Origin of the sequence: Streptomyces purpurascens (assembly GCF_045040895.1) — a bacterium.
GTDB classification, from domain to species: domain Bacteria; phylum Actinomycetota; class Actinomycetes; order Streptomycetales; family Streptomycetaceae; genus Streptomyces; species Streptomyces purpurascens.
Genome location: NZ_CP108341.1, coordinates 3167024 through 3181673, shown reverse-complemented (window position 1 = coordinate 3181673; position 14650 = coordinate 3167024). Strand labels below are relative to the sequence as shown.

General features: G+C 71.3%; 9 protein-coding genes. All 9 read left to right on the top strand.

Annotation, left to right across the window (positions count from 1 at the left end; genetic code table 11):
• The first annotated feature begins 37 nt into the window (after positions 1 to 37).
• The 9 genes from OHU35_RS14475 (at position 38) to OHU35_RS14435 (ending at position 14454) form a co-directional block, all read left to right on the top strand.
• Positions 38 to 820, top strand: a complete 783-nt coding sequence (locus OHU35_RS14475) for a TIGR03936 family radical SAM-associated protein (RefSeq protein WP_189723556.1) — start codon at positions 38 to 40, stop codon at positions 818 to 820.
• A gap of 260 nt (positions 821 to 1080) precedes the next feature.
• Entirely contained in the window at positions 1081 to 5154 is a 4074-nt protein-coding gene (locus OHU35_RS14470; RefSeq protein WP_405505512.1) for an Rne/Rng family ribonuclease, read from the top strand.
• Between the two features lie 228 nt (positions 5155 to 5382).
• Entirely contained in the window at positions 5383 to 5703 is a 321-nt protein-coding gene (gene rplU, locus OHU35_RS14465) for a 50S ribosomal protein L21 (RefSeq protein WP_010041937.1), read from the top strand.
• A gap of 14 nt (positions 5704 to 5717) precedes the next feature.
• On the top strand, positions 5718 to 5972 hold the full coding sequence (gene rpmA, locus OHU35_RS14460) for a 50S ribosomal protein L27 (RefSeq protein WP_031130899.1): 255 nt from the start codon (positions 5718 to 5720) through the stop codon (positions 5970 to 5972).
• 123 nt (positions 5973 to 6095) lie between these two features.
• A complete protein-coding gene (gene obgE / locus OHU35_RS14455) occupies positions 6096 to 7532 on the top strand; it encodes a GTPase ObgE (RefSeq protein WP_189723553.1) in 1437 nt (478 codons plus the stop codon).
• Between the two features lie 112 nt (positions 7533 to 7644).
• Complete coding sequence (locus tag OHU35_RS14450) at positions 7645 to 9171, top strand: VCBS repeat-containing protein (RefSeq protein ID WP_405505509.1); 1527 nt, start codon at positions 7645 to 7647, stop codon at positions 9169 to 9171.
• The gene (locus OHU35_RS14445) at positions 9168 to 10664 is read left to right on the top strand and encodes an FG-GAP-like repeat-containing protein (protein ID WP_405505507.1); all 1497 of its coding nucleotides are present in this window, start codon (positions 9168 to 9170) and stop codon (positions 10662 to 10664) included. The genes OHU35_RS14450 and OHU35_RS14445 overlap by 4 nt, the downstream gene beginning before the upstream one ends.
• Positions 10665 to 10832: 168 nt before the next feature.
• Entirely contained in the window at positions 10833 to 12380 is a 1548-nt protein-coding gene (locus OHU35_RS14440; protein WP_405505506.1) for an alkaline phosphatase D family protein, read from the top strand.
• Between the two features lie 577 nt (positions 12381 to 12957).
• Positions 12958 to 14454 (top strand): bifunctional cytidylyltransferase/SDR family oxidoreductase, encoded by a 1497-nt coding sequence (locus OHU35_RS14435; protein WP_189723548.1) that lies wholly within the window; start codon positions 12958 to 12960, stop codon positions 14452 to 14454.
• Positions 14455 to 14650: the final 196 nt, after the last annotated feature.

The window sequence follows — 14650 nt, the reverse complement described above, 5'->3', positions numbered from 1 at the left end:
CAAGCGACAGCCCGAAGGCCCGCCGCCCGCACCCGCGGTGCAGCGCATCCGACTGCGCTACACCAAGCGCGGCCGCCTCCGGTTCACCAGCCACCGTGACTTCCAGCGCGCCTTCGAGCGTGCGTTGCGCCGTGCCGAGGTGCCGATGGCCTACTCGGCGGGCTTCACACCGCACCCGAAGGTGTCGTACGCCAATGCCGCACCCACCGGCACGGGCAGTGAGGCGGAATTCCTGGAGATCGCGCTCACCGCACCGCGTGATCCGGAGCAGCTCAGGGCCCTTCTCGACGCGTCGATGCCCACCGGGCTCGACATCGTCGAGGCGGTCGAGGCCCGTACCTCGGGACTCGCCGACCGGCTGACGGCTTCCGTATGGGAGCTGCGGCTGGACGGAGTGCCGCCGGAGGAGGCCCGCCGCGCGGCGGACACCTTCACCGCGGCCGAGACCGTCGAGGTCCAGCGCCAAGCCAAGAACGGCATTCGCACCTTCGACGCCCGCGCCGCCGTAGTGAGCCTGGAGATCCCAGACCTCACGGAAACGCACACTTCACAGGCTGATAGGCCGACCGACCACCCCTGTGCGATACTGCGGCTGGTTGTTCGGCACGTGACGCCTGCCGTACGACCCGACGACGTCCTGTCCGGTCTCCGCGCCGTGGCCGACCTGGCGCCGCCGGTCCCCGCAGCGGTGACCAGGCTGGCGCAGGGGCTGTTCGATGAAGAGACCGGCACGGTGACCGACCCGCTCGCGCCCGACCGCGAGGCAGCGGAGGCCCTCTCAACGGCCGAACCGACTGCCGCCGCGACGGCGCCGGCGTAAGGAAGGTTCCGCGAAGGGACGGACGTCGTAGCGCCGCCCTCGGACTCGGGAGCCACCTGGGTCGGGCAGCGTACCGACCAGCAGACTTTCGCCAGGCCGTACGCATTCGGCGTACGGAACCGGCGAGACAGGACACAGAGAGCTCCCGTGCGGCGCCCGCGCCCCGGACGGCGGCGAACGCGCAGAGCGCGCGCCGCGGACGTCACCGGCATCGCCGGACCAGGCGCGGCGCCCGGGAGCCTGACGGGAGAAAAGCCCGCATGCTCGAACCGACCGAGACCGCAGAGTCCTCAACGGGCTCCGAACAGAACACCCCCAGCGACACCCTGCCGCCCCGCCGGCGGCGCCGTGCCGCGTCCCGCCCGGCGGGTCCCCCCGTCGGCGGCACCTCCGACGCCCCGGTGGAGACCGTCGCGCCGGCCATACCGGCCGCCGATCCCGACGAACTCGCGAGCGAGGTCGTAGCCGCCGCCGAGGAAGCCGCGGACGAGACGTCCGAGGCCGCCGAGAGCGCCGAAGAGGCCGCGCCCGCCGCTCGCAAGCGCCGCCGCGCGGTCCGTCGCGCATCCGCACCCGCCGGGACCCCGGAGGCCACGGAGGCCGCCGAGACCGTGGTCCCCGTGACCGCCGCCGCTCCGGCCGACTCCGAGGCGTCGGAGCAGGTCGAGGTCTCCACCCCCGCCGCGTCCGCCGCGGTGTCCGAGGACGCCGCTCCCCGGCGTACCCGGCGTCGTGCCACGCGCACGGTGACCTCGCCTGCTGCGGCTCCGGCGGAGACGTCCGAGACGGCGCCGGCACCGGCCGCGTCCGATGACGCCGAGCCGGCGGCCGCCACCGGTGGGCCCGCCGAAGAGGCCGAGGCCGCCGCATCCGCCGAGGTCTCCGAGGACACCGCGCCGCGTCGGACCCGTCGCCGTGCCTCGCGGCGGGCATCCGCGCCTGCCGGGGCGCCGGAAGGCAACGCCGAGGAGGCGAAGGCACCTGTGACCGAGAACCCCGCCACCGAGCCCGCCCGTGCCGCCGAGGCTCCCGCCTCCGAGGCCGCGCCCGCGCCCGAGGCCCCCGCCGAAACCGCCCCTGCCGCGGAACCCGCCGAGGCGGCCGAGACCGCCGAGGAAGCCGCCCCGCGGCGTCGTCGCCGGGTCGCCCGCAGGGCCGCCGGCGGCTTCGCCGAGCCTGCCCAGACCTCCAAGTCCGCCAAGTCCTCGAAGGCCGCCGCCGCGGCCACGGACACGGCTGCCGGTGAGAGCGATTCGGCCGCGCGCCCCGCGCGTCCGGCCGTCGCCGTGTTCCAGGCGCCCGTGTTCACCGAGCCCCAGTTCCAGACGCCGGAGCGGGCCGCCGCCGCTGCCGCCGCCGAGGCGGCCGTGGCCGAGGAGCCCGAGGAGCCCGCGTCCGCCGAGGCCCCCCGCGAGGAGCAGTCCGGCGGATCGCGCCGCCGGCGCCGCCGCCGGGGTGCCGGCGACGAGGCCGAGGCCCCGGCCGCCGAGGCCGCCGCCGCGCAGAGTGCCGACGACGAGTCGGAGGACGCCGAGGACTCCGCCGACGGCGACGAGCAGGAGGAGTCCGAGGGGAGCGGCTCGCGCCGCCGCCGTCGCCGGGGCGGTCGCCGCCGTCGGCGTGGCGACTCGGCCGACTCCGACGAGACCACGGACGACGAGTCCGAGCAGGACGCCGAGGACACGGCCGAGGAGGACGAGGAGTCCGACGAGGCCGCCGACCGTGACGAGTCGTCCGGCGGGGGCGGCTCCAGCAGCAGCCGCCGGCGCCGTCGCCGCCGTCGCCGCGCCGGTGACAGCGGCACCGAATCCGAGACCTCCGACGACGACCCGGAGCGCACGGTCGTCAAGGTGCGCGAGCCCCGTCCCGCGCGGGAAAAGGGTGCCGAGCCGTCCGACGAGGTGCAGTCCATCAAGGGCTCGACCCGCCTGGAGGCCAAGAAGCAGCGCCGCCGTGAAGGCCGCGAGCAGGGCCGCCGGCGCGTCCCGATCATCACCGAGGCCGAGTTCCTGGCCCGGCGCGAGGCCGTCGAGCGCGTGATGGTCGTCCGCCAGCACGGCGACCGTACGCAGATCGGCGTCCTCGAGGACAACGTGCTCGTCGAGCACTACGTCAACAAGGAGCAGTCGACCTCGTACGTCGGCAACGTCTACCTGGGCAAGGTCCAGAACGTGCTGCCGTCGATGGAGGCCGCCTTCATCGACATCGGCAAGGGCCGCAACGCGGTGCTGTACGCCGGTGAGGTCAACTTCGAGGCGCTGGGCATGGCCAACGGGCCGCGCCGCATCGAGTCCGCCCTGAAGTCCGGCCAGTCGGTCCTCGTCCAGGTGACGAAGGACCCCATCGGGCACAAGGGCGCCCGTCTGACCAGCCAGGTCTCCCTCCCGGGCCGCTACCTCGTGTACGTCCCCGAGGGCTCCATGACCGGCATCAGCCGCAAGCTGCCCGACACCGAGCGGGCCCGGCTGAAGACCATCCTCAAGAAGATCGTCCCCGAGGACGCGGGCGTCATCGTGCGCACCGCCGCCGAGGGCGCGAGCGAGGACGAGCTGCGCCGGGACGTCGAGCGGCTGCAGCAGCAGTGGGAGGACATCCAGAAGAAGGCCAAGAGCGGCAACGCGCCGACGCTGCTGTACGGCGAGCCGGACATGACCGTCCGGGTCGTGCGCGACATCTTCAACGAGGACTTCTCCAAGGTCGTCGTCAGCGGTGACGACGCCTGGTCGACCATCCACGGGTACGTCTCGCACGTCGCCCCCGACCTGGCCGAGCGGCTGTCGAAGTGGACCTCCGAGGTCGACGTCTTCGCCACGTACCGGATCGACGAGCAGCTCGCCAAGGCCCTCGACCGCAAGGTCTGGCTGCCCAGCGGCGGCTCGCTGGTGATCGACCGGACCGAGGCGATGATCGTCGTCGACGTCAACACCGGCAAGTTCACCGGTCAGGGCGGCAACCTCGAGGAGACCGTCACCAGGAACAACCTGGAGGCGGCCGAGGAGATCGTGCGCCAGCTGCGGCTGCGTGACCTCGGCGGCATCATCGTCATCGACTTCATCGACATGGTGCTGGAGTCCAACCGGGACCTGGTGCTGCGGCGCCTGCTGGAGTGCCTGGGCCGGGACCGGACCAAGCACCAGGTGGCGGAGGTGACCTCGCTGGGGCTCGTGCAGATGACCCGCAAGCGGGTCGGGCAGGGGCTGCTGGAGTCCTTCTCCGAGACCTGCGTCCACTGCAACGGCCGCGGTGTCATCGTGCACATGGAGCAGCCGACCGGCACCGGCGGAGGAGGCAGCGGCAAGCGCAAGAAGCGCGCGCGTGCCGGTGGCGCCGAGCAGCCGCACGTGCACGAGGCGGCCGCCGTCGAGACCGCAGAGCAGGAGGCGGAGACCGAGGCGGAGGTCGGTGCCGAGATCGCCGAGCCGATCGCCCTGCCCGAGCCGTCCTTCGAGCCCGACGAGGAGCTGTACAGCAGCGCCGCCGAGGCGGAGGCCGCGGCCGGGCGTGGGCGTACGCGGCGCCGGGCGAGCCGGCGGGCGTCCGCTCCGGCGGGTTCGCCGCGCGGTGAAGCGGCGGAGCCGAAGGCCAGGAAGGGCCGGAACAAGGCCGAGCAGGCCGAGGCCGAGGTGCCGACGGCTCAGGACGTGACCGCCGCCGAGGAGGTCGCCCGTCCGGTGCAGCCGGAGCCGGCCGCCGAGGCGCAGGCCGAGCCGATGGCCGTCGAGGACCCGGTCGTCGAGGCCCCGGCCGCCGAGGAGGCCGCGCCCAAGGGCCGTGGCCGTCGGCGGGCGACGCGCAAGGTGTCCGCGCCGGCCGGTTCCCCGGCGGGGGCGGAGGCGACCGTGGTGACGGTCTCCGAGACCGCACCCGCCGCGTCCGAGGCCACGGAGGCGCCCGAGCAGGCCGAACAGCCCGAGCCGGCCGCCGAGGTGCCCGCCGAGAGCGCCGCCCCGGCCCGTCCGCGGCGCCGTGCCGTGCGCAAGCCCACCGCGTCCACCGCGTCCGAGGAGGCGGCCGTCGTGGTCGTGTCGTCGGGCGCGGAGGAGCCGTCGGACGCCGGAGTCCCGGCCGCCGAGGCGACCGCGGAGACCGCCGAGGCCGCCGAGGAGCCGGCTCCGGCCAAGAAGACGGCCCGCAAGACGGCCAAGAAGGCCACGGCGAAGAAGGCCGCCACCAAGAAGACCGCGGCGAAGAAGACCGCGGCCAAGAAGACGACGGCCAAGAAGGCGGCGACCACCAAGACCGCCGCGAAGAAGACCGCGTCGAAGAAGACCGTGGCGGCGGAGCAGACCGTGTCCTCCGCGGCCTCCGTCTCGGCCTCCACCGACGAGGGCTGACATCCCGCCCCTGTGCGACCGGCGTGACCGGTCGCACAGGCGGCGGACCGGCCTCGGTTTGACCCCCTTGGCCGGGGCCCCGTAACCTTGACCGTCGGCGTGTCGACTGACACGTCACATCCCCGTAAACCTCATCCTCCGGGCGTCCGGCGCCCAGGAGAGGCTGCTCGCTGAGTCGGGCGGCTGGCCTGCGGGGGTGCCGTTTCCCCGAGCGAGAGAGAGTTCCGCGTGTACGCCATCGTGCGCAGCGGTGGTCGCCAGCACAAGGTTGCTGTCGGCGACATCGTTGAGGTTGACAAGATTTCCACTGCCCAGGTTGGCGACACGGTCGAGCTCTCGACCCTGCTCGTTGTCGACGGCGACTCCGTGACCAGCGACCCGTGGGTGCTGGCCGGCATCAAGGTCCAGGCCGAGGTCGTGGACCACCACAAGGGCCAGAAGATCGACATTCTGCGCTACAAGAACAAGACCGGTTACCGCCGTCGCCAGGGCCACCGCCAGCAGTACACGGCGATCAAGGTCACTGAGATCCCCGCGGCTGCGAAGTAAGGGACTGAGGAGAAATGGCACACAAGAAGGGCGCATCGTCCACTCGGAACGGTCGCGACTCCAATGCCCAGCGGCTCGGCGTGAAGCGCTTCGGCGGTCAGGTCGTCAACGCGGGTGAGATCCTGGTCCGTCAGCGTGGCACCCACTTCCACCCGGGTTCCGGCGTCGGCCGTGGCGGCGACGACACGCTGTTCGCTCTGGCTGCCGGTTCGGTGCAGTTCGGCACCCACCGTGGCCGCAAGGTCGTGAACATCGTTCCGGTCGCCTGACCGGAAGCTTTCGCGAGGCGGACCTCACTTCCCTCACGGGAAGCGGGTCCGCCTTTCGCGTGTTGGGCAGAGAACAACCCCGTACAACCTGTACGGATACGTACGCAAATGGAGGCACACACCATGACCACCTTCGTGGACCGCGTCGAGCTGCATGTCGCCGCGGGTAACGGAGGCCACGGCTGTGCCTCCGTCCACCGTGAGAAGTTCAAGCCGCTGGGCGGACCGGACGGCGGCAACGGCGGTCGTGGCGGGGACGTGATCCTCACCGTCGACCAGTCCATCACCACGCTTCTCGAGTACCACCACTCCCCGCACCGCAAGGCCACCAACGGCAAGCCCGGCGAGGGCGGCAACCGCTCCGGCAAGGACGGGCAGGACCTGGTGCTGGCGGTGCCGGACGGCACGGTGGTGCTGGACAAGGCGGGCAACGTCCTCGCCGACCTGGTCGGGCACGGCACGTCCTTCGTCGCCGCGCAGGGCGGCCGGGGCGGGCTCGGCAACGCGGCGCTGGCCTCCGCGCGGCGCAAGGCGCCCGGCTTCGCGCTGCTCGGCGAGCCGGGGGACCTTCAGGACGTCGTCCTGGAGCTGAAGACGGTCGCCGACGTGGCGCTCGTCGGGTATCCGAGCGCCGGCAAGTCGTCCCTGATCTCGGTGCTGAGCGCCGCCCGGCCGAAGATCGCCGACTACCCCTTCACCACGCTCGTGCCGAACCTCGGTGTCGTCACCGCCGGTTCGACCGTGTACACGATCGCCGACGTGCCCGGGCTGATCCCCGGGGCCAGCCAGGGCAAGGGCCTGGGCCTGGAGTTCCTGCGGCACGTGGAGCGGTGCAGTGTGCTCGTGCACGTCCTGGACACCGCCACGCTGGAGTCGGACCGCGACCCGGCCTCCGACCTCGACATCATCGAGGAGGAGCTGCGGCAGTACGGCGGGCTGGACAACCGCCCGCGGATCGTCGTCCTGAACAAGACCGACGTACCGGACGGCAAGGACCTGGCCGAAATGGTGCGGCCCGACCTGGAGGCGCGCGGGTACCGCGTGTTCGAGGTGTCGGCCGTGGCGCACCTGGGGCTGAAGGAGCTGTCGTTCGCACTCGCGGAGCTCGTGGCCACGGCCCGGGCTGCGAAGCCGAAGGAAGAGGCCACCCGGATCGTGATCCGGCCCAAGGCCGTGGACGACACGGGCTTCACCGTGACCCGCGAGGCCGACGGCCTGTTCCGGGTGCGCGGTGAGAAGCCCGAGCGGTGGGTGCGGCAGACCGACTTCAACAACGACGAGGCGGTCGGGTACCTGGCGGACCGTCTCAACCGGCTCGGTGTCGAAGAGGCGCTGGTGAAGGCGGGTGCCCGGGGCGGCGACGGCGTCGCCATCGGACCCGAGGACAACGCGGTCGTCTTCGACTGGGAGCCGTCCCTGACGGCCGGGGCGGAGATGCTCGGCCGACGGGGTGAGGACCACCGGTTCGAGGGGGAGCGCCCGGCCGCGCAGCGCCGTAGGGACCGGCAGGCCGAGAGGGACGAGGCGCAGCAGGAGTTCGACGACTTCGAGCCCTTCTGAGTTAACAAAGCGCAAATTCGCGACCGACTTTGATGCAACCAAGTCGTTCTCCGGGGTGTCGTACAGGGCAGAGCGGATGAGGATCTTGTTCCTTGCCGCGTAGCAACTGCCCATGCGATCAACGGAGTTGACGTACGTGCCCCAGTCCACGAGCAAGCGCAGGATCGGCCGAGGCATCGGAGTCGCGGCGGCGATCGCCGTCGCCGCCGCCGTCACCGCCCCGGTGGCCGCGCACGCCGCCACCGACACCGGCGCCGCCGAGTCCGCCGCGACGAAGCTCCACGACGACTTCAACGGCGACGGCTACCAGGACCTGGCCGTCAGCGCCTCGTACGGAAAGGTCAACGGCAAGAGCTACGCCGGGTACGTGGCCGTCGTCTACGGCTCGGCCAAGGGCATCGACCTCGCCCACAAGCAGGTCATCAGCCAGGACACCCCCGGCATACCCGGTGTCGCGGAGACCCAGGACTTCTACGGCGGCGGCCTCTCCGCCGGGGACCTCGACGGTGACGGCTACGCCGACCTGGTCGTGGGCGCGGACGGCGAAAGCGTCGGGGAGGTCCGCTCGGCCGGCACGCTCGCCGTGCTGTGGGGCGGGCCGAAGGGCCTGACCGGCGGTACGGCCGTGGCCACCGGCACCGAGGAGGACCGCGTCGACTCACTCCACCAGACGCTCGGCGACTTCAACGACGACGGCCACCTGGACCTCGCCACCGGCAACCGCCTGTTGTCCGGGCCGTTCAACCGCACCACCGGCGCCGCGAGCAGCCGCACTCTCGCCCTGGAGCCCGCGTACGTCGCGGACGACGTGGCCGCCGGTGACGTCGACCACGACGGCATCACCGACCTGGTCGCGCTCATCCACGACGACAGCGACGACGACATGCACGACCCCGATTACAAGCACCGTCGCGCCCTCTACCTGCGCGGTACACCGGACGGTCTGAGCAAGCCGGTCGAGCTGAAGAACCCGGACGGCACGCGCATGCGCGGCGGCGAGAGCCTCGGCATCGGCGACGTGGACAAGGACGGGTTCGCCGACCTCGTGATCGGCCGTTCGAACGACGGCTCCGGCGAAGTGGACCTGGACGACCCGCTGCTGAAGGGCGGCCAGATCGGCGTCGTGCACGGCTCGGCCGAGGGCCCCGACACCTCTCGCACGACGATCATCACGCAGAACACCCCCGGTGTGCCAGGCGATTCGGAGTGGGCCGACGGCTTCGGCGGGAACATCTCCGTCGGCGATGTCAACGCCGATGGCTACGCGGACGTCTCCACCGGAAGCTCCAGCGAGGACATCGGGGAGGTGTACGCGGCCGGCCAGGTCACCGTCCTGCGCGGCGGCACGTCCGGGTTGAGCGGCAACGGCGCCTACAGCCTGAGCCAGAACACCAAGAACGTCCCGGGCGAGGCGGAGCAGAACGACTTCTTCGGCGCCGACACCAAGCTGCTCGACGTCAACGGCGACGGCCGGGCCGAGCTGTTCGCCGGTGCGACCGGCGAGAACCGGGACGGGGGAGTCTGGGCGTTCCCGAACCCCGTCAACACGCCCACCGCCACCGGCTCGGTCAGCTTCGGCGCGGGCACCCTCGGCACGGTCGCCGGCAGCTCCGCCCTCGGTGGGGAGTTCACCCGATGAGCGCGCGCTTCCGTTCCCGCCGTGGTCGGCTCGCCATGGCCACCGGCCTCGTCCTCCTCACGGGCGCGCTGGCGGTCCCGGCTGCCCACGCCGCGCCCCCGAGCGCCACGCCCGGCACCGAGCGTCCGAGCGACGACTTCAACGGCGACGGCTACGCCGATCTGGCCGTGGCCGCCCCGACCGCGACCGTCGGCGGCAAGAAGGGCGCCGGTTACATCGCCGTGCTCTACGGCACGGCGAACGGGCTGAACACGACGAAGAGGCAGGTGTTCAGCCAGAACACGGCCGGCGTGCCCGGCAGCGCCGAGACGGACGACGCGTTCGGCAGCACGCTCGCCACCGCCGACATCGACCGCGACGGGTACGCGGACCTGGTCGTCGGCGTGGGCGGCGAGGACACGGCCGACGGCGGCACCGACTCCGGTCTTGCCGAGGTGCTGTGGGGCGGCCCGCAGGGGCTTTCCGGCGGTGCCGTACTGGCCACGGGGAAGGAGCACGACCGGCTCGGCGCCGAGGGGCGTCTGGCCCTCGGGGACGTCGACGGCGACGGTGCCGAGGACCTGGTGACCGTGGAGAACCAGTTCAACCTGCGCGTGGTGAGCGGCCCGTTCACCCGGGACGGCTCCACGTCCGGCGACGAGCAGATCCTGCGGGACGAGTTCGACAGCCGCGTCCTCGACCTGGCCACCGGCGACGTCAACGGCGACGGTGTCACGGACGTCGCCGCCACCCAGAACGACGGCGACGAGTGGGACGCCCGCCGGGTCGTGTACTGGCCGGGCTCCCGGCAGGGACTGAAGCCGTACATCACCGTGCAGGGCGCCGACGGCTACCGGATCCAGGGCGGCGAGAACCTCGACATCGGGGACGTCGACCAGGACGGCGTCGACGACATCGTGGTGGGCAGGGCCGTCACCGGGTACGACAGCGACCTCGACACCCCCGCCGCCAAGGGCGGCCGGGTCACCTGGATCCCGGGCACCCCGGACGGGCCGGACGGCACCAAGGTCACGCACCTCAACCAGGACAGCCCCGGCGTGCCCGGCAGCGCCGAGGCGGGCGACGGCTTCGGGACCGATGTCCGGGTCGCCGACGTCAACGGCGACGGCTACCCGGACGTGGCGACCGGGCTGCCCGGTGAAAACCTGGGCAGTGTGGCCGACGCGGGCGCGGTCGTCGTGCTGCGCGGCAGTGCGAAGGGGCTCACCGGCACCGGCGCCCAGGTGGTCACGCAGAACACGCCCAACGTGCCGGGCGCCGCCGAGAAGGGCGACACCTTCGGCAAGGCCGTCCACCTCGCCGACGCGAACCACGACGGCCTGGCCGATCTGGTCGCCGGCGCGCCGGGGGAGAACGGCAACGCCGGGTCCGTCTGGTACTTCAGGTCCGGCCCGACGACCGTCGTGAGCCCGAACGGCACGACGACCTTCGGCAACACGCTCCTCGGCACCACCCCCACGGACGCTCGGCTCGGTACCGTTTTCGCCGACTGATCATCCGTCAGACCCGTCCCGGCAACGGCTTGTTCCGGTGCTGGCGGCGGGTCTCTTTTTGTCTGCTTAGTTGTCATGTACGTGAACCCCGGCGTTCAGCGGGCGGGTCGCCCGCGAGCGTGAAGCTTCCCAGTGTCCAAGTGGCCAGCGAGGTAAGGGAGTCAGCCGATGACAGCAGGATCGCCCGATCGACGCCGCTTTCTGACCGCCGGCGCCGCGGTGCTCGGTGCCGCCGCCTCCGCCCAGCTCTGGCTTCCGGCCGCCGCCCGCGCGGCCGAGACGCCGCTGCCCGACGGTGTGTTCAGCCTCGGCATCTCCTCAGGTGACCCGCTGCCGGACGGCGTCGTGCTGTGGACCAGGCTCGCCCCCGACCCGCTGAACGGCGGGGGCATGCCCGACCGGGTGGTGCCGGTCGAGTGGCAGGTCGCGGAGGATCAGCGGTTCAGAAAGCTCGTCCGCCGGGGCACCGCCCAGGCCCGTCCCGAGTACGGGCACAGCGTTCACGTGGACGTACGCGGGCTGCGCGCGGACCGTACGTACTGGTACCGCTTCCGCACCAGCGGGCAGCTCTCGCCCGTCGGCCGCACCCGCACCGCGCCCCACCCCCACAGCTCCGGTGGCTCCCTGCGCATGGCCCTCGCCTCCTGCCAGAACTGGCAGCACGGCTATTTCACGCCATACGCAGACATGCTGGATCAGGACCCCGACGTGGTGGTGTTCGTCGGCGACTACATCTACGAGTCCACGCCGTCGGCGACGGGCGTACGGCGGCACGAGGGCACCGGTGAGCCGTTCAGCCTCGTCCAGTACCGCAACCGGTACGCGCAGTACCGCACCGACCCGGACCTCGCGGCGATGCACGCGAACGCGCCCTTCGTGGTGACCTTCGACGACCACGAGGTGGACAACGACTTCGCGGGCGAGATCCCGCAGGACCCCGACAAACAGCCGCACGACGCGTTCGTGGCCCGCCTGACCGCGGCCTACCAGGCGTTCTACGAGCACATGCCGGTCCGTGCCACCGCCGTCCCGGACGGCCCGCACATCCGGATGCACCGCCGCCTGGAGTTCGGCCGCCTGGCCCGGCTCAACGTCCTGGACACCCGGCAGTACCGCAGCGACCAGGCCACCAGCCAGGCCGGGGCCCAGGACCCGTCGCTGACCATGCTGGGCGCCCAGCAGAAGCGGTGGCTGCTGGACGGGCTCAAGGACTCGCCCGCCCGCTGGAACCTGATCGCCTCCCAGATCATGATGGCCGAGACGGACCTCAAGGTCGGCGAGGGCAAGCTCTGGTTCTACGACGCCTGGGACGGCTACCAGGCCGAACGCAACGCGTTCCTCCAGGAGTTCAAGCAGGTCCGCAACCCGGTGGTGCTCTCCGGCGACCGGCACCTGACGATGATCAGCGACCTCAGGGAGGACTACGCCGACCCGGACTCCGCGGTCGTCGGCGCCGAGTTCGTCGGCACGTCCATCTCCAGCAACGGCGACCAGGACCAGGAGGCGTTCCGCAAGGAGTGGGACCCGCGGCGCCCGGACAACCCGCACTGGAAGCTGCTCGACGCGCACCGCGGCTACCACCTCTTCGACGTCCGCCGCGGCGGCATCGACGCGCAGGTGAGGGTGGTCGACACCGTGCGGCAGCCGACCTCGACACCGAGCACGGTGGCGACGCTGCGGGTCGAGGCGGGCCGGCCGGGCGTCGAGGTGGTCTGACCCCTTTCCGTGCGATTCGGCCCGGGACTCGACGAGTCCCGGGCCGAATCGCGTGCGTTCCGCACCCCGGTGAATCTCTCTCTTGCTCCGACCGAGACCGAAATGCTGCGCAATCTTTACCGTGAATTCCGCGGCAATGGGCGGCTGGGTGAGCGGTATTCGGAACTTGCCCGCGACGGCGCGGCGACGCTTATGAAGAACGCGTGCCGTCCCCTGCCCGGGAAGGTGAAGACCGGCCCGCGGTCACCGGTCCGTGACGACTGACACGGCGATCGGGTGCCACGCGACACCGCCAAGGCGCGTACCGTGCACCAGACATCGTCCCCGACATCGTCCGAGGAACTGGTGAAGGCCCCCGGCCGCCGCTGTCTCACGCGGCTCCGGCGTCGCTGTGCTCCTGTGGAGTTACTCACAGCGCATTTCGAGGGCGTTCACGGAGTCGTCTCACCAATCACCGGCACTCCCAGGTGAATGACAGGTTGCGCGCACATATGTGGCGAAGGTCGCTCACCTTGCACTGCGGTAACCACAAGTGGGACCATTTCCAAGTTCCCTGTTGCCCCGAGGTAGGTCACCTGTGTCCCAGCACATAGCCAAGCCCCGTACCACCGCAGTGATCCTGGCTGGTGGTACCGGTCAGCGCGTGGGTCTGTCGATCCCCAAGCAGCTGCTGAAGATCGCCGGCAAGGCAGTCATCGAGCACACGCTGACCACCTTCGAGAACGCCGACTCGATCGACGACGTCATCGTGCTGATGGCGCAGGGCTACGTGCCCGACATCGAGAAGATCGTGGCGAAGGCCGGATTCAAGAAGGTCTCGAAGGTCATCGAGGGCGGCTCCACGCGGAACGAGACCACCGAGCGCGCCATCGCCGCGCTGGGCGAGGGCCTGGCCGAGGGCGAGGACGCCAACGTCCTCTTCCACGACGCCGTGCGCCCCCTGCTGTCGCAGCGCGTCATCGACGACTGCGTCGTCGCGCTGGAGCGCTTCCAGGCCGTCGACGTGGCCATCCCGTCCGCGGACACCATCATCGTCACGCGCACGCACGGCGAGGACGGCGAGTTCATCACCGAGATCCCGGACCGCTCCCGGCTGCGCCGCGGCCAGACCCCGCAGGCCTTCAAGCTGTCCACGATCAAGCGTGCCTACGAGGTCGCCTCCAACGACCCCAACTTCCAGGCCACCGACGACTGCTCCGTCGTGCTCAAGTACCTGCCGGACGTGCCGATCCACGTCGTCGCGGGTGACGAGTACAACATGAAGGTCACGCAGCCCGTCGACGTCTTCATCGCCGACAAGCTCTTCCAGCTCGCCTCGACCGCCGCGCCCGAGCAGGTCTCCGAGGAGGCCTACCGCGAGCTCCTCACCGGCAAGACGATGGTCGTCTTCGGCGGCTCCTACGGCATCGGCAAGGACATCGGCGAGCTCGCCGAGTCCTACGGCGCCAAGGTCTACGCGCTGGGCCGCTCCACCACCGGCACCCACGTGGAGAACCCGGAGGAGGTCGACGACGCCCTGTCCAAGGCGTACGCCGAGACCGGCCGCATCGACTACGTGGTCAACACCGCGGGCGTGCTGCGCATAGGCAAGCTCGCCGAGACCGACAACGCCACCATCGAGGAGGCGCTGAAGGTCAACTACCTGGCCCCGGTGCAGATCGCCCGGTCGTCGTACAAGTACCTGTCCGAGACCAAGGGCCAGCTGCTGCTGTACACCTCCAGCAGCTACACCCGCGGTCGCGCCGAGTACAGCCTGTACTCCTCGACCAAGGCGGCCATGGTGAACCTCACCCAGGCCCTGTCCGACGAGTGGGCCGGCGACGGCGTCCGCGTCAACTGCATCAACCCCGAGCGCACCGCCACCCCCATGCGCACCAAGGCTTTCGGCCAGGAGCCCTCGGGTTCCCTGCTGTCCTCCGAGGCCGTGGCCCGCACCTCGCTCGACGTGCTGCTGTCCGAGCTGACCGGCCACGTCATCGACGTCCGCCAGCAGGACCCGACGGCCGGCGCGGCCCGGGCGTCCGGCTTCGAGCAGGCACTCGCCACGGTTCTGGACCGGCAGGACGGCGTGTAATAATTGGCGCCAAATAGACCCCGGTAATTCAGGCCTCTGCGCTCTCCTGTTCACGAAGTTCGTCGACAGGAGTGTTCGCAGGGGCCTGAATCCATACCATCCCGCGAATATTCACAGACCAGCCGCAATTCCGAACCAGACCGGCACACCCCTCCCAAGAGCAGGTTTCTCCGTGATATCCACCGCTATTCGCGTC